Source organism: Bergeyella anatis, assembly GCF_036016955.1.
Lineage (GTDB): Bacteria > Bacteroidota > Bacteroidia > Flavobacteriales > Weeksellaceae > JAYWXI01.
Map to the genome: position 1 here is coordinate 18,501 of NZ_JAYWXI010000002.1, position 23,106 is coordinate 41,606.

22 protein-coding genes are annotated in these 23,106 nt (G+C 45.9%); 12 read left to right on the plus strand and 10 right to left on the minus strand.

Going from position 1 to position 23,106, the window contains the following annotated elements; translation table 11 throughout:
* Positions 1-28 precede the first annotated feature (28 nt).
* Positions 29-1,054, minus strand: a complete 1,026-nt coding sequence (locus VQ048_RS01655; RefSeq protein WP_327609944.1) for a rod shape-determining protein — start codon at positions 1,052-1,054, stop codon at positions 29-31.
* 209 nt (positions 1,055-1,263) lie between these two features.
* On the opposite strand from VQ048_RS01655, the gene hemA reads away from it, so the two are divergent.
* Genes hemA through hemE form a run of 4 tightly spaced genes read left to right on the plus strand, consistent with a single transcriptional unit; the run spans position 1,264 to position 5,179 of the window.
* Positions 1,264-2,541, plus strand: a complete 1,278-nt coding sequence (gene hemA / locus VQ048_RS01660) for a glutamyl-tRNA reductase (RefSeq protein WP_327609945.1) — start codon at positions 1,264-1,266, stop codon at positions 2,539-2,541.
* A complete protein-coding gene (gene hemC, locus VQ048_RS01665) occupies positions 2,528-3,439 on the plus strand; it encodes a hydroxymethylbilane synthase (RefSeq protein ID WP_327609946.1) in 912 nt (303 codons plus the stop codon). The genes hemA and hemC overlap by 14 nt, the downstream gene beginning before the upstream one ends.
* A gap of 9 nt (positions 3,440-3,448) precedes the next feature.
* The gene (locus VQ048_RS01670; protein ID WP_327609947.1) at positions 3,449-4,126 is read left to right on the plus strand and encodes a uroporphyrinogen-III synthase; all 678 of its coding nucleotides are present in this window, start codon (positions 3,449-3,451) and stop codon (positions 4,124-4,126) included.
* 24 nt (positions 4,127-4,150) lie between these two features.
* On the plus strand, positions 4,151-5,179 hold the full coding sequence (gene hemE, locus VQ048_RS01675) for a uroporphyrinogen decarboxylase (RefSeq protein WP_327609948.1): 1,029 nt from the start codon (positions 4,151-4,153) through the stop codon (positions 5,177-5,179).
* A 4-nt stretch (positions 5,180-5,183) separates the two neighbouring features.
* Here hemE and VQ048_RS01680 read toward each other — a convergent pair whose 3' ends face one another.
* The 4 genes from VQ048_RS01680 to mutL are packed head-to-tail and all read right to left on the minus strand — an operon-like array spanning position 5,184 to position 9,005.
* Positions 5,184-5,459, minus strand: coding sequence for a hypothetical protein (locus tag VQ048_RS01680; protein ID WP_327609949.1), 276 nt, complete (start codon positions 5,457-5,459; stop codon positions 5,184-5,186).
* 4 nt (positions 5,460-5,463) lie between these two features.
* On the minus strand, positions 5,464-6,447 hold the full coding sequence (locus VQ048_RS01685) for an endonuclease/exonuclease/phosphatase family protein (RefSeq protein WP_327609950.1): 984 nt from the start codon (positions 6,445-6,447) through the stop codon (positions 5,464-5,466).
* Complete coding sequence (locus VQ048_RS01690; RefSeq protein ID WP_327609951.1) at positions 6,448-7,206, minus strand: rhomboid family intramembrane serine protease; 759 nt, start codon at positions 7,204-7,206, stop codon at positions 6,448-6,450.
* 5 nt (positions 7,207-7,211) lie between these two features.
* Entirely contained in the window at positions 7,212-9,005 is a 1,794-nt protein-coding gene (mutL, locus tag VQ048_RS01695) for a DNA mismatch repair endonuclease MutL (RefSeq protein WP_327609952.1), read from the minus strand.
* A 54-nt stretch (positions 9,006-9,059) separates the two neighbouring features.
* Between mutL and VQ048_RS01700 the strand changes: the two genes are divergently transcribed.
* Entirely contained in the window at positions 9,060-9,260 is a 201-nt protein-coding gene (locus VQ048_RS01700; RefSeq protein WP_327609953.1) for a hypothetical protein, read from the plus strand.
* 29 nt (positions 9,261-9,289) lie between these two features.
* Here the strand turns inward: VQ048_RS01700 and VQ048_RS01705 are convergent, their stop codons facing one another.
* Genes VQ048_RS01705 through VQ048_RS01720 form a run of 4 tightly spaced genes read right to left on the minus strand, consistent with a single transcriptional unit; the run spans position 9,290 to position 12,059 of the window.
* On the minus strand, positions 9,290-10,207 hold the full coding sequence (locus tag VQ048_RS01705; protein WP_327610146.1) for a glycosyltransferase family 9 protein: 918 nt from the start codon (positions 10,205-10,207) through the stop codon (positions 9,290-9,292).
* 44 nt (positions 10,208-10,251) lie between these two features.
* Positions 10,252-10,671, minus strand: coding sequence for a SufE family protein (locus VQ048_RS01710; RefSeq protein WP_327609954.1), 420 nt, complete (start codon positions 10,669-10,671; stop codon positions 10,252-10,254).
* Positions 10,672-10,690: 19 nt separating this feature from the next.
* Positions 10,691-11,815: a glycosyltransferase gene (locus VQ048_RS01715; RefSeq protein ID WP_327609955.1), complete on the minus strand. Its 1,125-nt coding sequence runs from the start codon at positions 11,813-11,815 to the stop codon at positions 10,691-10,693.
* A 1-nt stretch (position 11,816) separates the two neighbouring features.
* Complete coding sequence (locus VQ048_RS01720; protein WP_327609956.1) at positions 11,817-12,059, minus strand: uroporphyrinogen decarboxylase; 243 nt, start codon at positions 12,057-12,059, stop codon at positions 11,817-11,819.
* A 137-nt stretch (positions 12,060-12,196) separates the two neighbouring features.
* Here VQ048_RS01720 and VQ048_RS01725 point away from each other — a divergent pair, with 137 nt between their 5' ends.
* From VQ048_RS01725 to menD, 4 genes are all read left to right on the plus strand, one after another.
* Positions 12,197-14,689 carry an ATP-dependent Clp protease ATP-binding subunit gene (locus VQ048_RS01725; protein ID WP_327609957.1) on the plus strand — a complete coding sequence of 831 codons (2,493 nt, stop codon included), beginning with the start codon at positions 12,197-12,199 and terminating at the stop codon, positions 14,687-14,689.
* Positions 14,690-14,707: 18 nt separating this feature from the next.
* Entirely contained in the window at positions 14,708-15,673 is a 966-nt protein-coding gene (locus tag VQ048_RS01730) for a Gfo/Idh/MocA family protein (protein ID WP_327609958.1), read from the plus strand.
* A gap of 72 nt (positions 15,674-15,745) precedes the next feature.
* Entirely contained in the window at positions 15,746-16,789 is a 1,044-nt protein-coding gene (locus VQ048_RS01735) for a PA0069 family radical SAM protein (RefSeq protein ID WP_327609959.1), read from the plus strand.
* Between the two features lie 60 nt (positions 16,790-16,849).
* Entirely contained in the window at positions 16,850-18,523 is a 1,674-nt protein-coding gene (gene menD, locus VQ048_RS01740) for a 2-succinyl-5-enolpyruvyl-6-hydroxy-3-cyclohexene-1-carboxylic-acid synthase (RefSeq protein WP_327609960.1), read from the plus strand.
* On the opposite strand, the gene surE is transcribed toward menD, so the two are convergent.
* Entirely contained in the window at positions 18,524-19,294 is a 771-nt protein-coding gene (gene surE, locus VQ048_RS01745; RefSeq protein WP_327609961.1) for a 5'/3'-nucleotidase SurE, read from the minus strand.
* A 145-nt stretch (positions 19,295-19,439) separates the two neighbouring features.
* Between surE and VQ048_RS01750 the strand changes: the two genes are divergently transcribed.
* The 3 genes from VQ048_RS01750 (at position 19,440) to tsaB (ending at position 23,086) form a co-directional block, all read left to right on the plus strand.
* A complete protein-coding gene (locus VQ048_RS01750) occupies positions 19,440-21,563 on the plus strand; it encodes a carboxy terminal-processing peptidase (protein ID WP_327609962.1) in 2,124 nt (707 codons plus the stop codon).
* 94 nt (positions 21,564-21,657) lie between these two features.
* Complete coding sequence (locus VQ048_RS01755) at positions 21,658-22,410, plus strand: SDR family NAD(P)-dependent oxidoreductase (protein WP_327609963.1); 753 nt, start codon at positions 21,658-21,660, stop codon at positions 22,408-22,410.
* A 10-nt stretch (positions 22,411-22,420) separates the two neighbouring features.
* Positions 22,421-23,086 carry a tRNA (adenosine(37)-N6)-threonylcarbamoyltransferase complex dimerization subunit type 1 TsaB gene (tsaB, locus tag VQ048_RS01760; protein ID WP_327609964.1) on the plus strand — a complete coding sequence of 222 codons (666 nt, stop codon included), beginning with the start codon at positions 22,421-22,423 and terminating at the stop codon, positions 23,084-23,086.
* Positions 23,087-23,106 lie beyond the last annotated feature (20 nt).

The following is a 23,106-nucleotide window of genomic DNA, read 5'->3' on the forward strand; positions in this document are numbered from 1 at the left end:
CGAAGCGACGTAAAAAATTAAAATCCCCTTACTTAATCAGGAAATTGAACTTATCCATATTTTTCAAAGCGATACCCGTACCACGAACCACCGCTCTCAAAGGATCTTCGGCCACAAAGACCGGAAGCCCCGTTTTCTTGTGAAGACGATCCGCCAAACCACGAAGCAAAGCCCCTCCGCCGGCAAGGTAAATCCCTGTCTTGTAAATATCTGCCGCCAATTCCGGTGGCGTAAGAGACAAAGTCTCCATTACCGCATCCTCAATACGGATAATTGATTTATCCAAAGCACGGGCTATCTCCTTGTACCCCACCATGATTTCCTTCGGCTTACCCGTAATCAAATCACGACCCTGAACCGGAATATCCTCAATATCCACATCCAATTCTTCCACCGCCGATCCAACTTCAATTTTCACACGTTCTGCAGTTCGCTCTCCAATATAAAGGTTATGATGCGTACGCAGATAATAGGCAATATCATTGGTAAAGACATCGCCCGCAATCTTAACCGATTTATCGCAAACAATACCTCCCAAAGCAACCACCGCAATTTCCGTCGTACCGCCACCAATATCGATAATCATGTTTCCTTCAGGCTTTTGCACGTCAATCCCAACCCCGATTGCCGCCGCCATCGGTTCGTAAATAAGACGCACTTCCTTAGCGTTTACTTTTTGAGCCGAATCCCGTACTGCTCTTTTTTCCACTTCGGTAATTCCCGAAGGGATGCAAATTACGATTCTCAAAGCAGGCTGAATCAGCTTGCCCTTAATCCCCGGGATTTGCTTGATAAACTCTTTAATCATGTGTTCCGAAGCATGAAAATCCGCAATCACCCCATCCTTCAAAGGACGAATGGTACGGATATCCTCATGGGTTTTCCCCTGCATATGTTTCGCCTGCTCCCCCACCGCAATCGGCTTGCCCGAAGTGCGTTCAATAGCCACGATGGAAGGCTGGTCTATCACAATCTTATTATTATGTATAATCAATGTATTGGCTGTTCCGAGGTCAATCGCAATCTCCTGCGTGAACATATCAAATAAACCCATGTTTTAACTCTATTTTTTACAATGTACAAAGATATAAAAATACCCCTACGGGTAAAAACCACGACACAAATTATTTGGTTAAAATTTTATTAAAAATAATGCTTTCCATCACCTTACCTCCGCAACACATCCCCAAAAACACCCGCTCACAAAACCGATGACAAACGTCATAAAAATTAATTTTAAAAATAGTAAATTTGCATTCGAATATGCCTCAAAATTCCAACATACACCAGACAGCCAATTTTGCCGTTTTGAGTATCAGCTACGAAAAAGCCGATGCCCAAACTCGCGGCAAATTCGCTTTCTTCGATGAGCATATCAAGAGTTTTGTCAACCAAATTCATGAGGAAAATTTAGGCGATGCTTTTGTCGTTTCCACCTGCAATCGTACGGAAATCTACACCACTACGCCCAACTACCTCCTCATCGCAGAACAATTCTGTAAAACCGTCGGCGTCAGCCTAATGGACTTCATGCAATACGCCAATATTCTGAAAAGAGAGGATGCTCTGAACCATTTATTCAGGGTTGCCGCAGGGTTGGAAAGTCAAATTTTGGGCGACTTCGAAATCATCGGGCAGATTAAAAACGCTTACAGCCGATTTAAGAGAGAAAAGAAAAATTCTAACCCTTATTTGGAGCGAGCCATTAACTCCGCCATACAGATTTCCAAAAAAATAAAAACCGAAACAGGAATATCCAACGGTGCCGCCTCGGTATCCTATGCCGCTGTGCAATACATCCTGAACCGGAGCAAACAACTCTCCGAGAAAAACATCTTGCTTTTGGGAGTAGGCGAAATCGGCCAAAACACCGTGGAAAATTTGGTGAAGCACATCTATCAACCCAAAGTAAAAATAGCCAACCGAACTGCCGAGGCCGCCGAAAAAATCGCTGAAAAATATCAAATTCCGCATATTCCCTTTGAAGACTTCCAGGCTGAGTTGGCCCATACGGACATCCTAATTGTGGCTACCGGAGCCTCCACCCCCATTGTCCGAAAAGAACACTTCCCTCCCGGAAAGGAAATTTTGGTCATCGACCTATCCATCCCCAACAACGTGGATAAGGCCATTACCCTCGACCAACCGCTGATAGAACTCGTGGATGTGGATATGCTTTCCAAGCACATCAGCGAAACCATGGCCGAACGAAGAAAAGAAATTCCCAAAGCCGAACGCATCATCAAGGAAATGTCCAAAGATTTTTCCGAATGGGAAAAGAAACGGAAATTAGCCCCCAATATTCACCATTTCAAGGCTACGTTGAAAAAAATGGAGCGCAACGAAATGCACAATATCCACAAAAAACACCGGTACATCCAAGTCGACGACATGGAACTTTCCGACAAACTCATCCAAAAAATCACCAACCGGTTTGCCAAATACATCATTGATCATCCTTGGAAAGCCGATGAAATAAGCAAGCTAATGCATGAAATTTTAGTTGAACTTCCAAACAAAGAATTTAATGAGAAGCATTAAAATCGGCACCAGAAACTCGCCTCTCGCTTTATGGCAGGCCAGAGAAGTCGCAAGACATCTGCAAAACCTCAACTATAAAACGGAAATCACTCCCATTGTCTCCTCCGGAGATAAACAGCTGGATCTTCCGCTCTATGCCATGGGCATCACCGGCGTTTTCACCCGCGATTTGGACCTCGCCCTTCTAAATGGCGAAATCGACATTGCCGTGCATTCTTTGAAAGACGTCCCTACCCTGATGCCCGAAAAACTGAGACTCGTCGCATTTCTCCAAAGGGATTACCCCAAAGACATTCTCGTCCGAAGCTCTAACGCAAAAGACAAACCTTTAGATCAACTTACGATTGCAACCAGCAGCCTAAGACGCCGCGCATTTTGGAGCAAACAGTTCCCGCAAACGACATTTACAGACATTCGGGGAAACGTCCAGACCCGACTGCGAAAAATAAGCGAAGGACTGGCCGACGCCACGCTTTTTTCCCAAGCCGCCATCGAGCGTCTCCACCTGGACATTGAGTACGAGGAACTCCCCCAAATGCTCCCAGCACCAGCACAGGGCGTTGTTGTCGTTGCTGGTCATGAAGACCATAAAGAAATCAACGCCATCCTCTCCCAAATCAACCACCTTCCCACCGAACAATGCGTAACCTTGGAAAGGGATTTTCTCAACACACTGGAAGGCGGATGTACCGCTCCGATAGGCGCCTACGCTGAAACTATCGACAACGGAAAAATCCGGTTTTTGGGGCGATTGTGTAGTTTAGACGGCAAGCGCTGCCTCGAAATCGAACAGATCGTAGAAAGTAAAGACCATGCGTCCGCAGGAAAAACGATAGCCCGCAAAATGCTGACCGACGGAGGGCACCTCATCATGGAAGAAATCAAGCAAAAACTGTAAAAAGTCATCGTGCGGATTCTTTTCACCAAAAAAAACTTAGACAAAAAACTCTTGGCCGAAGCCTTAGGGCAGCCGATTATTTACGATTTGGTGGATGTAATTAAGACCCGCAGAATCGATATAGAGCCCTTTCATCTAAAAGACAAATCCATTATCTTTACCAGTGTCAAAGGCGTCGAGTCTTTCTTTAAAAACGGATTCACCCCTTGCGAGGTCTTTACCGAAAAAAACTACAACCGCATCTATTGCGTGGGAAAAAAAACCAAAAAAGAAGTCCGAAAGTACGGCTACGGCACTTACAAAGTAAAAAAGCACGCTCGGGATCTTGCCGAATTTATCCTAAAAAACAGTCAGGGCGAACGGTTCCTCCATTTTTGCGGCAATTTGGCCTTGGACGTACTAGACAAAGCCCTTCCCCTGCAAAACATAAGCTATAAAAAAATTCCCGTCTACGAAACCATCCTTCTCTATCCCGAAATCAAGGATTCGTACGACGCCGTCGTCTTTTTCAGCCCCAGCGGAGTGAGAAGCTACCTCAAAAACAATTCGCTGGAAAACAAACTTCTTTTTTCCATCGGACAAACCACCGAAAAAGAAATAAAAAAACACACCAAAACCAAAGTCTACAGCAGTAGCGAAAGCAATTTGGAAGATTTATTAAAAACCATCCTTAAACATCTCAAATAAATACGCCGAAAAGGCCCAAATATTATGATAAAAAACGATTTATATCTTAGAGCCCTTCGTGGAGAAACCGTAAACCGCCCGCCGGTATGGATGATGCGCCAAGCCGGAAGATACCTTCCCGAGTTCATGGAACTTCGTCACAAATACGATTTTTTCACCCGTTGCCAAACCCCTGAACTGGCTTCCGAGATCACGGTTCAACCTCTCCGCCGCTTCCCATTGGATGCTGCCATTTTATTTTCGGATATTTTGGTGGTTCCACAGGCTATGGGCATCGATTTTAAGATGAAAGAAAGCGTAGGCCCTTGGCTGGAGCAGCCTCTACGAACCCTTGAGCAAGTTCTCGAAGTTCCGGTACCCGACGTGAACGATACTTTGGGATACGTTTTCGATGCAATTGAAATGACATTGGAAAAATTGGAAAACACCGTTCCCTTGATTGGCTTTGCCGGATCGCCTTGGACCATTCTCTGCTACTGCGTGGAAGGCAAAGGCAGTAAAGCCTTCGATATTGCGAAATCTTTCTGTTTTCAAAAGCCCGAAGCCGCTCACCTGCTGCTCCAAAAAATAACGGACACCACCATTGCCTACCTTAAACGCAAAGTCGAAAAAGGCGTCTCCGCCGTACAGATTTTTGATTCTTGGGGCGGAATGTTGTCGCCCTCCGACTATCAAACCTTTTCATGGCAATACATCCGCCAAATTGTCGAAGCCCTCTCGCCAATGACCCACGTTGTGGTTTTCGGAAAAGGATGCTGGTTCGCCTTGGAAGAAATGGCTCAATCCAATGTTTCGGCTTTGGGAGTGGACTGGACCATTACCCCGGAAAATGCCAGAAAATTCACCCAAAATAAAATCACACTTCAAGGCAACTTCGACCCCGCAAGATTGCATTCCGATCCCTCCACCATCCGAACCATGGTTCACGAGATGATTGACCGCTTCGGTAAAGACCGTTATATCGTTAATTTAGGCCACGGTATTCTTCCTAACGTTCCGGTGGAAAATGCAGAAGCATTTGTCCGCGCCGTAGTGGAGTGGGAAGCCCGATAATACCTCAACGCCTTAGGCTGTCCTTCTTCCCTGTGGCCGTTTTCGGAACCGAAGTCGTTTCTCTACGCCCTACAGAGGAATCCGAAACAATCGCTTCAGAACGTCCAAAAAGAACGTTGCGAGGCGTCGCCCCCGGAGCAAAAGAATCGACCGCCGCAGTATCGTAAGGCAATTGTGAAATTTCACCCTCACCGGAAGTCCTAACCGCTTCCGGTTTTTCTTTTTGGCAGGACACCAACAAAAACAGCCCCCATGCCAAAATCCATCCATTTCTTTTCATCGCATTATTTTTCTAAAGTAAACGTAGCAATCACAGGATAATGATCCGAACTGGTAACCGTTCGATCCACCTTATAAGATACCGGACAAATGGCTTCGGAGGCAAAAAGATAATCAATCCTAAGCGGAATCTTATAATCGTGAAACGAAGTCCCACTTCCGTTCCCGACGGCTTGAAAAGCATCCTTCAACCCTTTGCCCAAATGGTAATACTCCCATGAATTCGGCACCGAGTTGAAATCGCCACCCAAAATTACCGGATAAGGCGATTCCTCAATCGCCCTTCGGATCCGAAGCACTTGATCCTGATGAATCTTATACGTCGGAACCAAACGTCCAACCAACGCTTCCGCTTTGGTTTTATTCGTTTGGGCATCTCCCTCCGGCTTAATCATGGCTTTGGTCATGTAGTAAGGCTCCAAATAAACATTCACCACCCTTACCACCGTCCTGCCAAGATCAATATCCGCATAAAATGCATGACCGTTAGTCTGATCATCCGTAAGTTTTTCATGGTGGAGAATACGGTGCTTCGTCCTAAGCCCCACTACAGGATACTGCAAATCGTTGGCCCCCACCTGATCGAACGTATTCTCTTGCAACAGTACAATGTCTGCCGCCTCTTTTTCTAAAAAAGCCAGTGTTTGTCGTTCCGCTTCGTCGGAAGAATAAGCTCCATTTTTAGTATTAAACGTAATAATTTTCAAATTGCCCTGCCGTCCGGAATCTTCCGAATAATTTACCCAGCGCTGCACAGGCCGCATAAAAAACACCCCCAGCGCAATGAAAAAAAAGGCACGTTTCCGCCAACTGAAAATCCAAAACAAACACAACCCCACATACCCCGCAAACAAAATCGGAAACGCCAAAGAAAGCAAATTAAGGTAGCCAAAAACTCTCGGAGGCACATAAGCATTCAGGAGCGTTGCCAAAAGGAGAAACGCCACCAAAAGATGAACCCCAAACAATACAATACGAAACAATGCCATTTAACGGTATCTAAATCGGTTCCTCTTCCAATATAATGCCAAAAGAAACCCTACCAAAGCCCCTCCAATATGTGCAAAATGAGCAATCCCCGACATCTGTCCGCTAAAGCCGAGATAAAGCGAAACCGCAATAATAAAAGGAAGAATATATTTAGCCTTCACCGGAAAAGGAACAAAAAGAAACATCAGCTTCGCATTCGGAAACAAAGTGGAAAAAGCCGCCACTACACCAAAAATAGCCCCCGAAGCCCCAAGCATAGGCGTACGAAGCGCATTAAACAAAGCCTGAGAAAGCGCCACACCTTCCTTCGACTCCAGCGAGATGGAAAGATCCCCACGATACCCGTAATCCGATTTTCTGAAAATTTCGGACACTTCCACTCCCATAGCCTGAAGCTGATTGGTAAGCGTGGTCACCTCGTAAATATTCCAAAGATTAAAAAGCAAAAACGCCCCCAGCCCGCTCGCAAAGTAAAGTACCAAAAATTTTCGATCCCCCAAAGTCTGCTCCAACACAGGACCAAAACTCCAAAGCGTGAACATATTAAAAAGAATATGCGTGACCCCCGATCCACTTCCCAAAGGAGCATGCATAAACATATGCGTCAAAATCTGCCAAGAATGAAAATTCGGCGAAAAAGGATAGTAGGCCGACAAAATTTGATAAAGATAACCGTTCATCAAAAAGTTGGCTGCCAAATAGACCAAAACATTCAGCAAAATGATATTCTTGGTAATAGGCGTAAGGTTTCTGAACATTTTTTCTAAAATTTATTTTTCAATTCATCTAATGGTAACTCGATAAAACATTTTTTTCCGTCGGGAAGATACGCCGGAAAGCCCAAGCGGGTAAAATCCTTCAAAAGGGATTCCACTTCGTATTTGTAGATAAAATCGAAACGGGATTTAGCTTTGAGTTTATTCCATTGCGCTTCGTAAAACTGCATGAAATCCTCTTCGGTACGGTAATCCAACACCTCAAAAACCGTCTCTAAAAACTTAATCACCTGAGTCTCTTTCAGCCCTTCGGGCACCGCATCAATCCTCAAGACATTATCCTGAGCCAAAGTCATCTCAAACCCCAATCCCGGTAAAAATTTCTTAATGGAACGGTACTTGTTTTTTTCTATTTCATTCAGATGATACTCCAAAGAGAAAAGCAAAGCCTGCCGTTCAGTGCTTCTTTTTTTGTCCTTCCCGCTCTCCGCAAGAACCAAACGATGCATACGGCCGGGGTCGATCATCAGGGTTTTATCTCCTTTGTTAAACAGCCAGTACCCGTTCGGAAGCCGCATCAAATCCTCCTCGAACGCCTCCTCCTCGAAAAGATTAATCTTCGAGGGTTCGGCCGTCCCCAAACCAGACTGTTCGTACATCTCCTGAAGATTAACCACCGCCGAAGCCGAAACGTTTTTTTCTTCAACAAAAGGATTAAAGTCCCGCGCCACCGAAACCGATGACCCTCGCCCCCAGTTTTCCGACTGGTTGAGTTTACTTTCCTGCGTGCGAGACGGACTAAAAAACTCGTCCATCTGCGGATCGCGTTCAAAATCCAAACTCGGTGCAATATTATAAATCCCCAATGCTTTTTTGATGGTCGAACGAACCAAAGCAAAAATAAGCGCCTCGTCCTCAAATTTCACCTCGGTTTTCTGAGGATGGATATTTACATCAATCTTATCGGGTTCAATTTCCAAAAACAGAAAGAAAGACGGAAGATACCCCGGAGCCAAAAGCCCCTCAAACGCCTCCTGAACCGCCCGATTAAGGTAAGGACTCTTAAAAAACCGCTGATTAACGAAAAAAAACTGTTCGCCGCGGGTTTTCTTGGCCCCTTCGGGCTTTGCCACATACCCCTGAAGCTTGATCCAATCCAAATCTTCCTTAATCGGAACCAAAATCGGTTGCAATTTGCGCCCGAAAATCTCCACAATACGCTGAACCTGGGTCCCTTTACGAAGACGAAAGATAATTTCGTCATTATGAAACAAATCGAATTCAATCTGTTCATGCGCCAACGCCACCCTTTGAAATTCATCCAAAATGTGACGAAATTCCACATTATTATTTTTCAAAAACTTACGCCTCGCAGGAATATTATAGAACAAATTTTTAACCGAAAAATTAGAACCCTCCGCCGTCTGAATAGGCTCCTGAAACTGAAGCGCCCCGCCTTCAATGTAAAGGTTGGTTCCGGCCAAAGCCTCCCTCTGCTTGGTTTTCAACTCCACCTGTGCCACGGCCGCTATGGAAGCCAAAGCCTCCCCGCGAAACCCTTTGGACGAAATCTGGAAGATATCCTCCGTCGTTCTTATTTTCGAGGTTGCATGACGTTCAAACGCCATTCGAGCATCCCCTTCGGACATCCCAACCCCATCATCCACCACCTGAATCAAGTTCTTACCTGCTTCGCGGACAATGAGTTCCACTTTACTCGCACCTGCATCAATGGCATTTTCTAATAACTCCTTCACTACGGAAGCCGGGCGTTGCACCACTTCCCCCGCAGCAATTTGGTTGGCAACATGATCAGGCAAAAGCTGGATTATATCAGACATACTAAACGATTGAAACTGCAAAAATAAGGATTCCAAACTTTAAAGTCCCTTAATGTGGAGAAAATAAAAAAGTCAAAAAAAACAACCTTGCTCTCCGCCTACCCAAATCCTCCTCGCAAGCAAGAACAAAACCCCAATAAATCACTGAAAACAAAGCTACTAAGACAAAATAAAAGCAAAAAAAATGAGCTTTTTTTTCATCCCAGAAAAAAACACCGCCCCTCAAAGCAGCGAACAAGAAAAACAATAAAATAAAAAACTGAAAATCAAAACATAAGAACAAATTAAATTTTCGCCAAAACAGACGAAATATCCAATTCGTTCAAACAAGCATAATCTCCCCGAAAACAAGCTTTATTCCCAAAAACCGAACAAGGGCGGCAAGTCAAATCCGAAACCTGAACCACGTCCTCCAAACGCTGCCCATACCCCAAAAATCCCGCATAAGGATGCGTCGCTCCCCAAACCGAAACACAACGCGTTCCCACCAAGCTCGCCAAGTGCATATTAGCCGAATCCATCGAAACCATAACGGACAATTCCGCTATTTTAGCCAGCTCTTCCACCAGTGTCAGTTTACCCGCATAACTCTGCGTATTAGGAATTTCTCTCGCCCAACGCTCAAGCAGCGCGGTTTCCTCCGCACCGCCACCAAAGAAAAAAACCGGCGCCTTCTGCGCCAAAGCCTTAGCCAGCTCATAGGATTTTTCCAAAGGAAGCCTTTTCCCCTTATGCTGGGCAAAAGGAGCAAAACCAATCCCTTTTTTATCCGCTTTGCCTCCCCGAAGCTCGTGGGAAAGCTCTACCGAAAACCCCAGCGTTCTAAAAACATCCGCATAACGCTCTACCGTTGTTTTCAGCTGTTTTTTATCTAAATTCCAAACATCGGTAAGCTTCTTTTTCTCTTTTTTCCCTTTATTGATTTTGGACGTTTTAAACCCCTGCCATCGAAAGCAAAACGTCAAAATTTTACTCCGTATCACATCATGAAGATCCGCCACACATTCGGGCGCGTACGCTTTAGCCAATTCTCCGAACAGCCTGCGCATCCCCAAAAGCCCTTTGTAATCATTCAAATCAACCCCGTGAAAAACCAAACGATCCACCCCCTCAAACAAACCCGAAAACGACTTCCGAGACACCATCACCACTTCCACGTCCGGATTTTGTTCCAAAAACACCCTAAGGACAGGCACCGTCATCGCCACGTCCCCAAATGCAGAAAAACGGTATGCTAAAACCCTTCTCACGATTTAACTTGAAAAGCAACGGCATAAAACTTAATCTGCTTGGTCATAGCCATCAGACCATTCGCCCGGGAAGGAGACAAAAACTCCTGAAGCCCAATCTCGGAAATAAATTCAAAATCGGAATCAAGAATTTCCTGAGGCGTATGCCCACTGTAAATGGAAACCAACAAAGCAACAATCCCCTTAGGCAATATCCCATCGGAGTCCGCCTTGAAATACAATCGCCCATCCCTGAATTCCACCTCAATCCAAACCTTGGACTGACAGCCCTTGATGAGATTTTCATCTTTTTTTTCAGCCTCGGAAAGCCCCTCCAAAGATTTTCCCAAATCAATGATATACTCGTACTTCTGCTCCCAGTCTTCCAAAAACTCGAAGTCTTCTACGATAGCTCGCTGTTTTTCTTTAATGGTCATGCCGCAAAGATAATTAAAGTTACACGGTTCTGCCAATTCCTCCAAAATTCTCCCGCTCGACCTTGGCAAAAAGATCCAAAATCTTCGGCTCCTCCATTTCCCAACAAAGCACCGCCGCCGCACGATCCAATTCCTCGGCATAATGCGCCCGTCCCTTTTCCAAAACCTTATTAATCGCCAAAGCGATGGTCTCAGGACGGTGATCCGTCACCACTTCCCCAACTTTATAATCCTTATAAACCCTAAGCATCTCGGGAAAATTAATCATCACCAACGGCACTTTGGACTGAATATAATCCGCCACCTTGTTGGGCAGCGAATACAAGTAACTCACCCCACCGTTCTCCTCAAGACTAAGTCCTACATCTGCCGTTTTAGTCAATGCTCTTAGATTCTCCGGGGTTAGTTTCCCCACAAAACGCACCTTATCCCGAAGCCCTTCGCGATCCACCAAAGCTTCGTACGTTTTTCTCATCGGACCATCTCCCGCAATTTTAAACACCGCATCCGGCACGAAACGCATCGCCAAAATCGCCTGCGCAAGCCCCCGAGACTGATTAATAACCCCTTGGTAAAGCACCACTTTCGGAGCCGTATTCCCTTGAATCGAAATCGCCTCCGAAATGCGCCTTGGTATATTGCGCACCACGACCGGATCCACCGCGTACTTAGCCTTAAACCACTCCGCATAACTAAAACTTTCGGTCATCATGTATTTCATCCCCGGCAGAAGCCTTTTTTCCAGCCACCGCCAGACTTTCTGCGTCCACCGACCGTTAATCGCCGGCATTTCAGTGAAAATTTCATGACTATCAAACACCAACGGAATGGCTTTTTCCTTTGCCACACGCACATTCGGCCAAAGCGCATCCAAATCGTTCGCCAAGAGAATCGTATTGCCGTCCGCCTTTTGTTTCAACACCTTATAAAGTTTATAGTTGAACTCCAAATAAGCAAACCGAAGCGACTTGGAACGCAAAGCAATTCTCGAAAAAGAATACGGCCTCTGCATCGCTTCCGCACCTCCCCAATCGTTTCCTATAAGTTCCACCTCATAACCCTGACCATGAAGCGTCGCACAAACCTTCTCTATCCGCTGATCCGTATACAAATTACTGAATGCCGAAACTAAAATTTTAGCCACCCTAAGTTCTCTTGATTAAATGATAAACCTGCACCAAACATATCACCGCATTAGGAATCACCACCGGCCAAAGCACCTTAGCCCCTAACGAACCGTAAAGAATAAAAAGAATACACCCCACTAAATTAACCACCCTCAGATGCCGGAGGTTCTTCAATAAAAAACTCACGATAATCACCGTCGAAGCGGCATAACCGATGTAATCCACAAACGCTGTATCCATAGCCTTTTCTGTCTTTTCCACAAAGATAGTTTTTTCATGGTTAACCCTACCCCAAAAACTGACATAAAGTCATTATTTACAATTTGGTAAAGTATTTGTAACTTTGATTATCCAAAGCTCGGCCATTCCGAACTTTGATTTATCTTAGAACAACACGTATGGACTATAAATTTTCCCAAGGTCTGAACAAAGTGTTCAGGCAAAGCAAAAGCGAGGCAAAAAGACTCAAAAGCGAATTTCTCAATACCGAGCACCTTTTGTTGGGTATCATCAAAACGGAAAATTCCGCAAGGGATATTTTGCAGACGCTTAGTGCAGACCTCACCCAAATCCGTAGAAAGATTGAAACCCTCAACGCTTCTTCCGTAAATCCTTTGACCGAGGAAGCTCCCCAAATATCCCTAACAAAAATGGCCGATCAAGCCATAAAACGGGCCGAGTTGGAATGCCGCCAATACCGCAGCAGCGAAATCAACACCGTGCACCTGCTTCTCGGGATATTGTACAAATTTGAGGATCCGACGTCCAACATTCTCAATGCCTACGACATTGACTACGAAAGAGCCTCCAAAGAATACCAAACCCTTTTGAAAAACACCGGAGAGTCTCCCCGCATGAGTGCTTACGACGACGATGAGGAACGCGAGGAATACGGCCAAATGAAAAAACCGACGGGAAACCTCGGTACCGGAAGAAGCAAAACCCCCACACTGGACAATTTTGGACGGGACTTAACCGCCTTTGCCAAGGATGGCAAGCTGGATCCAGTGATTGGCAGAGAAAAAGAGATCGAAAGAGTTTCTCAAATTCTTTCCAGACGAAAAAAGAATAACCCTCTTCTAATCGGAGAACCCGGCGTAGGAAAATCGGCTATTGCCGAAGGTTTAGCCCTTAGAATCCATCAGAAAAAAGTTTCGCGAGTGCTTTATAATAAGCGGGTCATCACTTTGGATTTGGCCAGCTTGGTGGCAGGCACCAAATACCGCGGTCAATTCGAAGAGCGAATGAAAGCCATTATGACCGAATTGGAAAAAAACAAAGACGTCATTTTGTTCATCGACGAATTGCATACCATTGTCGGAGCAGGCAGTTCTACCGGGAGTTTGGATGCCTCCAACATGTTCAAACCCGCTTTGGCGAGGGGCGAGATCCAGTGCATAGGCGCTACGACTTTGGACGAATACCGCCAGTACATCGAAAAAGACGGCGCCTTGGAAAGGCGATTCCAAAAAGTAATGGTGGAACCGACCTCTGTGGAAGAAACCATCCAAATCCTCAATCAGATTAAGGATAAATACGAAGACCACCACAACGTCACCTATACCGAGGAAGCCATTGCGGCCTGCGTTAACCTCACTTCGCGCTATATCACCGATCGCTTCCTACCCGATAAAGCGATTGATGCCATGGATGAAGCCGGCTCCCGCGTCTACATCAAAAACATGAAGGTGCCGTCGGAAATCGTGGACCACGAAAAGAAAATAGAAGAAACCAAAGCCTTAAAGCAAGAAGCCGTAAAAGCCCAAGACTACTTGGAAGCCCGCCGTTTAAAAGACGAAGAAGAGCGCCTTCAACGGGAACTTTCTGCGGCTCAGGAACAATGGGATAAAGAAGCCAAAGAGAAAAAAGAAACCGTTACCGAAGAAAACGTAGCCGAAGTGGTTTCCATGATGAGCGGCGTCCCTGTAACCAAAGTCGGCAAAAACGAGTTGGACAAACTGGCTCAAATGGATAACCATCTTAACGGTAAAGTCATCGGTCAGGAAGAGGCCGTGAAAAAAGTCGTGAAAGCCATCCAAAGAAACCGTGCCGGCTTGAAAGATCCCAACCGTCCGATCGGTACATTTGTATTCTTAGGAACTACCGGCGTGGGTAAAACCGAATTGGCAAAGGTCATGGCTCGGGAACTCTTCGATTCCGATGAAGCTCTTATCCGAATCGACATGAGTGAATACATGGAAAAATTTGCGGTTTCCAGATTGGTCGGGGCGCCTCCGGGGTACGTGGGTTACGAAGAAGGCGGCCAGCTGACCGAAGCCGTACGTCGGAAGCCGTACGCCGTGGTTTTGCTCGACGAAATCGAAAAAGCGCATCCGGACGTATTCAACATCCTTCTCCAAATTTTGGACGAGGGGCACGTAACCGACTCTTTGGGCCGAAAAATCGACTTCAGAAACACCATTATCATCCTGACATCCAATATTGGAACCCGAGATCTGAAAGACTTCGGAGACGGCGTAGGATTCGGTACATCGGCTAAAAAATCCAGCAGCGATGCCAGAGCCAGAGCCACCATAGAAAACGCTCTTAAAAAAGCTTTTGCCCCCGAATTCCTGAACCGAATCGACGACATTATCATCTTCAACGCTCTAGAGCAAGAAGACATCCGAAAAATCATCGATTTGGAACTTTCCAAACTCTACGGAAGACTGGAGAAATTAGGGTACAGAGTCGAACTCACCGAGGAGGCTAAAAATTTCATCGCCGAAAAAGGCTGGGACAAGGATTTTGGAGCCAGACCATTGAAGAGAGCCATACAAAAGTACATCGAAGATACTTTGGCCGAAATGTTAGTGAACAAACAAATGGAAGAAGGCGAAACCATCACCCTAACCCTGAACGAAACCAAAGACGCCTTAATCAAAGAGTAACCGAAGAAAAAACAAATCATGACCAAATTTGCGATTCTCGGCTACGGCTTCATGGGCAAAAAACATTTTGACGCCATTGCCCAGCATCCCGATGCCGAGGTCAGCGCATTGATTGACCTTAACCTTCAACACCGTCCGGACCTTGGCCACTACCAAGGTCTGGACGCTTTTTTGCACGACAGCCCCCTTGCCGATGTTGTCATTATTGCCACCCCAAACGCCCGACATTGTTCGGAGGCGGAAATCCTCCTTAACCGTGGCTATAACGTATTGGTCGAAAAACCTTATTGCCTTTCTTCCCAAGAGGCCGACCGACTGATACAAACCGCTGAAAAACAGAATAAAAACCTTTTTTTAGCCCACCAAAACCGGCATTCCCCTATCTCAAAATTTCTGAAAAATATTTTATCAGAAAACCAACTGGGTAAAATTTACTTCGTCCAAACCAATCTTTTATGGTCCAGAGACGAAAAATACTACCAAAAAGGGTCTTGGAAAGGCACTAAAACTCAAGATGGCGGTACCTTATACACGCAGTTTTTTCACTTCATCGATCTCATCCTTTGGCTCTTCGGAGAAATTGAAGTTCAAAACGCCACAGCCAAAACCCTGCGCCACAACCACTTGGTAGAAATTGAAGACACAGGAACATTCACCTACACCCTTACCGAAACCGAAGGTCTCGGCGTAGTTAATTTCTCCACCGCCGTCTGTCGGAAAAATTTGGAAAGCTCCATGACCATCATCGCCGAAAAAGGCACCTTGAAAATTTCGGGACAGTATTTCGATCGCATCGAGTTTTGCGATATTGAAGGTTTGGAGGACTCAGCTCCACTCTTTGAACTCCAAGGCAATCCCAACAACCTGGTTGCTTCTGTTCAGGAAATTTGCAAAGCCCTACAAACCGCACCAAACTACGCGGAAGCCCGAAAGGGACTGAATGTCGTAAAAAAAATCGAAGCCATCTACGCCTGCCTCTCGTAAGCAATTGTTGAAAACTCAAACCGATTGGGAAAAATTATTTCCTTTCTGCATTTTACTTTTGCAACGTAAATCATGGACAAAAAACAACCTCCCAAAGGCCAAGGAGCCCAACAAAACGAAATCAACCGTTTCGACCGGTACCATTATTCCCCCGAAGACGAACCTGTCCCTCGCGAAAAAACCACCTTTACCGAGGTTTTCCCAAAGACCATCGTCAATACCGTCAAAAGCACCGACCTTCCCATGGACTATTCCTTAAATCCCTATCAGGGGTGCGAGCACGGCTGCTCCTACTGTTATGCCCGCCCCACTCACGAATACTTGGGCTATTCAGCAGGACTCGATTTCGAGCGAAAAATCATGGTCAAATCCTCGGCGCCCGCACTTTTGGAAAAATTTTTCCGAAAGAAAGGCTACGCTCCGAGCCCCATTATCCTCTCCGGCAATACCGACCCCTACCAGCCCATCGAGAGAAAATTAGAAATCACCCGAAAACTACTTACTTTATTTCGAGATTACCGCCATCCCGTGTCCATCATCACCAAAAACGCCTTAATTTTAAGGGATTTGGATATTTTAGCTCCCCTGGCCGAGCAAAATCTTGTGCAGGTCAACCTTAGTCTTCCCACCATCAATGAAGACTTAAGAAAAGTCATGGAACCCCGAACTTCCACCGTGGAGCAAAAGCTCAAAACCATCGAAAAACTAAGCGAAGCCGGCATACCCGTCAAAATTCTCTGTGCCCCGGTCATCCCCGGACTCAATGCGGAGGAAGGTCTCCTTCTTTACAAAACCGCCGCCGAAAAAGGCGCCATGGATGCCCGACATCTCCTAATCCGCCTAAATGACACCGTACAACCCATATTCACCCGCTGGTTGGAAGCCCATTTCCCCGACCGAGCAGAAAAAGTCCTCAACCAAATCCGAGCCCTCCACGGAGGTCATTTAGGCGAAAAAAAAGCCTTCCTCCGCTATAAAGGCCAAGGACCAATCGCCGAGCTTATTCACACCACCTACCGACTGGCCCGTAAAAAATATTTCGGCAAAGCCACTATTCCTGAACTTTCCACTCAGCATTTCACGGGAAGCAAGTCACAGCAACTAAGACTTTTCTAAAAAACAAACCCCGATAAAAATCCCGTTCCGAAAACCACCGAAATGCGCTACCTTTGTGGCATGAAAAAGTTCTCGTCCAAACGAAGCGTCCAGATATTAGCACACGTTTTAAAATCCTACGGCATTGTAGACATCGTTGTTTCCCCGGGATCACGAAATGCTCCCTTGGCCATTCATTTCGGTGAAATGGATGAATTCAACACCTACAGCATCGTCGACGAAAGAAGCGCAGGCTTCGTAGCCCTTGGCATGGCGCAATGCGAAAAAAAACCTGTCGCCGTTACCTGCACCAGCGGTTCGGCCGCCGCCAACTACTACCCCGCCGTAACGGAAGCCTTCTACCAAAACATCCCCTTACTTATTCTATCGGCCGATCGCCCCTCGGACTATGTCGATCTCTTCGATGGTCAAACCATTCGTCAGAATGCTCTTTTTCAACAGCACTCCTACGGCGATTTCCAACTTTTGGAAGACGGAGAAGAGGATGCAGAGGATCATAATTTCCAGCTTATCAAAAAAGCCGTCGAGTTATGCATCGAAAAACAAGGTCCCGTCCACATCAACATCCCTCTTGCCGAGCCCTTGTACGATTTGGTCACCGAACTCCCGGAGTTTCCAAGCATCGAAAAAACACTAAAAACCCGCTCCTACGAAATCCCCTCCAACCTGATTGCCGAGTGGAATACCGCCAAAAGAATTCTCATCCTCACAGGCACCCGAAGCTACAGTAAAGAACTGGAAAGCCAACTTTCCCAACTGGTAAAAAACCACTCGGTGGTGGTTCTGTGCGAAACCAATGCCAACCTCTATCATGAAAAATTCTTCGGGCATATCGACCGGTACATTTACAACTTCACCGAAGACGACTACCAAACGTATGCCCCGGATCTGTTGATTACCTTGGGACAAAATGTCGTCTCCAAAAAAGTAAAAGAATTCCTTCGGAAAGCGAAGCCCAAAAACCATTGGCACGTGGACGAACATTGGCAGCCCGACACCTATTTTGCCTTGACCGAAACCATCCGCACATCCCCTGAAAATTTTCTGGGAAAACTTCTTAATTTCGTCAATTTGGAACCCAGCTCCTATTACAATCTTTGGGACGTCCTTCGCCACAAAAAAGAAACAAAACACCAAGAGTACATTCAGCAAATTGGGTTCTCTGATCTATTGATATTCAAACTTCTAAGTCTAAAAATTCCTGAAGGCTTTAATGTTCATTTTTCCAATAGTTCAGCCATACGCTACGCCCAGCTTTTCGAGTTCAGAAACCGAAGAATCTACTGCAACCGAGGCACCAGCGGCATCGACGGCTCCACCTCCACCGCCATGGGCTTCGCCATTAAAGCAACCAACCCTACCGTTTTGGTTACCGGAGATTTGAGCTTCTTCTACGATATCAACGGGCTATGGAACCAATACATCCCGCCCTACACCAGAATTGTTGTGGTAAACAACGGGGAAGGCAATATCTTTAGAATCATCCCCGGCCCAAGCAAGGCCAACGGGAATATCCTAGACGAATTCATCGCGACCAAACACCAAAAAACCGCCGAACATCTCGCCAAGCATTTTGGGTTCGGTTACGTCAAAGTTGACGACGATCTTACGCTCAACCGGGTACTGGATCATTTTTTCAAACCCGACAACCAGCCTAAAATACTGGAAATCATAACTAAACAAGCCGATAATGCCGAGATACTGAAACGTTATTTCCAAACCCTAAAAGATTAATCACTCTTCATGGAATACCCCTCGCAAATGCTCAAGGTGCTCATGCGCCGTAAGGTCAAATTTGACGGGAACCACCGAAATATACCCTTCTGAAAGGGCAGTCTCGTCCGCATCGCTGCCCGAATCCATATTATTGAAGTACCCCGTAAGCCAGTAGTATTTCTTTCCATGAGGATTGATGCGCTCATCGAAACTCTCCTCCCACTTAGCCTGAGCTTGGCGGCAAACCTTAATGCCTTTGATTTCCGACTGGGAAAGTTTCGGGATATTAACGTTCAGTACCACGCCTTTAGGCATTGGATTATCTAAGGTTTTACGGACAATCTGCTGTATGAAAGGCTTCGCCTGATCAAAATCCGCCTCCCAGCTAAAATCCAAAAGGGAAAACCCTATGGCCTGCAAGCCTTCCACTCCGGCCTCCACCGCCGCAGACATCGTCCCCGAATAAATCACGTTAATCGAAGAATTAGCCCCATGATTGATTCCCGAAACCACAATATCCGGCCGTCTTTTAAGAATCTTATCCAAAGCAAACTTCACGCAGTCTACCGGCGTACCGCTCAAGGCATAATCCGACTGAGGCCCTTCCAAAGAAATCGCCTCAAACGTTAGCGTCGAATTAATCGTAATCGCATGACCCTTCCCACTCTGCGGAGAGTTCGGTGCCACCACCACCACTTCACCCAATTCGTTCATAAATTCCACCAGTTTTCTTATTCCCGGTGCCGTAATACCATCGTCATTAGTAACGAGAATTAAAGGCTTTTGCATACTCATTAATCTTTTTCAACAAAATTAATCAAAAAAAGCCCCTTATTTGAAAATAAGGTATTAAATTTGATAGCTTTTAATCTGCCTGCACTGTAACAAACGCCGGAGGACCTCAACAAATCATTAAAAAAATTCACATAAAAAAATGTTTAAGAAATTTAAGCTGAATACCCTTTTATTGTTCATTCCGCTATCGACCCTTATATTCTGCTTCAACTCGCCGAAAAACGACGACGAGAAAATGCAAACCATCATGGTCAGCGTAAAAAACACCCTCTCTTACCTTCATTACAGCCCGAAACCCATCAACGATGCCTATTCCCAAGAGGTTTACGACAAATACATCGAGATGATTGACCCGGCCAAACGCTATTTCCTCCAATCCGATTTGGACGAATTCGCCAAACACCGCACCAAACTGGACGACTACCTTAACCAAGGGAATATCGTCTTTTACAACCTTACCTACGAGCGGCTCTTCCAAAGGGTAGACGAAATCGATAAAATGACTCAGGACATTCTGAGCAAACCCATCAACCTGGACGAAGACGAAACCATCATCTTGGATCCCGAAAAGAAAAAATTCCCGGTCAATAAAGAGGAGCAATACAACGAATGGAAAAAGTTCATCAAATACAACATCCTTCAGGAAATCGAGACCCTCAATGCCAAAGAAGAGTCTCAAAAGAAGAAAAAGGATTCCGTGATTAAAAATAACCTGAAAGACACCATAAAGGTCGAAATCCTATCTCCGGAACAAAAAAGAATCAAAGCCACCGACGAAGTTAAAGACTTGGTTACGGATTCCTTCCGCCGTTTCAAGAAAAGAAAAAAAATGGACTGGTTCCGTCTGTACATGAATGCTTATACGGAAGTTTTCGACCCGCACACCAATTATTTTTCCCCTAAGGACAAGGAAGATTTCGACACCAGTTTCTCGGGAAAAGTCATCGGCATCGGCGCCGTGATTCAAGAAAAAAAAGGGTATCTGTACTTGGGCGCCCTCACGATTGGCGCTCCGGCATGGAAATCCAAACAACTGAACGAAGGAGACAAAATTCTAAAAGTCCAAGCCAAACCAAACGAAGAACCCGTTAACGTGGCCGGCATGCTTGTGGAAGAAGCCGTAAGATTAATCCGCGGCGAAAAAGGAACCAAAGTGACCCTGACCGTTGAAAAGAAAGACAAAACCATTCGTGAAGTCACCATGGTTCGCGAAGAAGTGGCCATTGAAGACACCTTTGCCCGAAGCATCATTGTAAATGCCCCGGACGGAAAAAAGTACGGATTTATCAATCTCCCGAACTTCAATGCCGATTTTGAAGACGCCAAAGGACGCAATGCTTCCGACGACATCAAAAACGAAATCATTAAACTGAAAGCCCAGGGCATCAGCGGTATCATTCTTGACCTGAGAAACAACGGCGGAGGTTCGCTCACCGAAGTAGGCGACATCATGGGGCTTTTCATGAACGAAGGGCCGTACGTTCAGGTCAAAGACGGCAGTGGAAAAACCCAAACCCTACGCAGCAAAACCAACTCTCCACTATGGAGCGGTCCTTTGGTTATCCTACAAAACGAACTCTCGGCTTCGGCCTCCGAAATCTTGGCGGGTGTGGTTCAGGATTACGGGCGCGGCGTGGTGGTAGGCTCCCCTCAGAGTTTTGGAAAAGGCACCGTGCAGACTTTTGTCGACCTCAACCGTTTCCTTAGCAGCAACGACGATTTCGGATCGTTAAAGCTTACCATCCAGAAGTTCTATCGCATCACCGGAGAGTCCACCCAAAAGAAAGGAATAGAATCCGACATCAAAATGAACGATTTCTTCACCCATGCCGAAATCGGAGAACGCTACGACGATTATGCATTGGCTTGGGATAAAATAACCCCAGCAGGAACGTTCAAGAAACTAAACACGTTCGATATTGCCAAACTTCAAAAAAACAGCACCGAAAGGCTTTCCAAAAACGAAGCCTACCTATTGCTTCAACAGTCGGCAAAGTGGAAAGAAGAATTGGACAAAGAAGAATCCATCACGCTGAACCAAGCGAAATTCAGCGAGATAATGAAACAAAGAAAAGAACAAGTAAAGAAATTTGAAGCATTGGACAAACTCGAAAACGGTCTTAAATTTTCAAGATACCAAGAAGACTTAGCCCGTGAAAAAACCGACGAGGTCTTCAAAAAGAAATCCGAAAACTGGATTAAAAACCTCCAAAAAGACGTTTATCTGAAAGAAGCGGTCAATATTATCGCCGAGATAAAATAACCCTTAAAATTCACCCGATTTGCATCGCTAAATTTTCTCGGCTCTCCTTGAAAATTTAGCGATTTTCGGTTCCATCCCTTAACGCTTTATTTCAATGAAAACCATCATGATTACCGGAGCAACATCAGGCATAGGAAAAGCCTGCGCCGAAAGGTTTGCCCAAGAAGGCCACCGCCTGATTCTCTGCGGACGCCGCGAAGCAAAACTGAACGAACTTAAACAAAAACTTTCCACCAAAGCGCAAATCCACACGCTTTGCTTTGACGTACGAAAGAACCAAGACGTCCAAAAAGCCGTGAAAAGCCTCCCAGAGCTTTTTCGGGATATTGACGTACTGATTAACAACGCTGGAAACGCCCATGGATTAGACCCTCTCACCGAAGGCCACACCGAAGATTGGGACGCCATGATGGACGGTAACGTCAAAGGGCTGCTCTACGTCTCCAAAGCCGTTCTTCCCGGGATGAAAACCAAACAAAACGGACACATCGTTAATATAAGTTCTGTCGCTGCAAGACAAACCTATGCCGGAGGAGTGGTTTATTGCGCTTCCAAAAGAGCCGTCGACGTCATCTCGGAAGGGATGAGGATTGAACTTACCTCTTTCGGCATAAAAGTGGCCAACATCCAGCCCGGAGCCGTTGCTACGGAATTCTCCGAAGTACGCTTTAAAGGTGATAAAGAACGTGCCGCAAGCGTCTATGCTGGATACGAAGCCCTAAAAGCCGAAGACATTGCCGATGCCATCGCCTATTGCATCCACGCCCCAGCCCATGTGACGATTTCCGACATGACCATCTACCCTGCAGCCCAAAGCGAGCCCCGTACTATCCACCGAAAAGCGTAAATTTGCCTCCATGAAAATTCTCCATCTCGAAACCTCATCAAAGAATTGCTCGGTTGCCCTATCGGAAAACGACCAACTGATTAGCCTATGCGAAGAAGTTTCGGAAAACTACAAGCAGTCCGAATCTTTGCACACCTTCGTGAAGTGGGCCTTGGAAGGCGCAGAGCTCTCCCTTCAGGACATCCAAGCCGTAAGCTTAGGCAAAGGACCGGGGTCCTATACCGGACTCCGCATCGGAGCCTCAGCAGCAAAGGGCTTCTGCTTCGGCCTAAATGTTCCCTTAGTCGCCATAAATTCTTTGGAAACCATGGTTGAGCCCTTTCTAAATCAGGGTTACCGCTATATCGTCCCAATGGTGGACGCCCGACGGATGGAGGTTTATTCGGCCGTATTCGACGGAACTTCAGGGCAACTCCTCTCCGAAACCGAAGCTAAAATATTATCCGAAGACAGTTTTTCGGAACTGAATGGCGAAACACTTTTTGTTGGCGACGGCGCAAAAAAAGCCTCCGAAATTCTCAAAACCCCAAAAGCCCAATTTCTAAGTGAAGTCTACCCCTCGGCTCGCTTCCTCCTAAAAAAAGCAACCGAAAAAATCCGAAATCAACAAACCGAAGATGTCGCATACTTCGAACCCTTCTACCTAAAGGATTTTCACGGAATCAAAAAAAAATAAAGGCTCCCGCTTTATTGAAG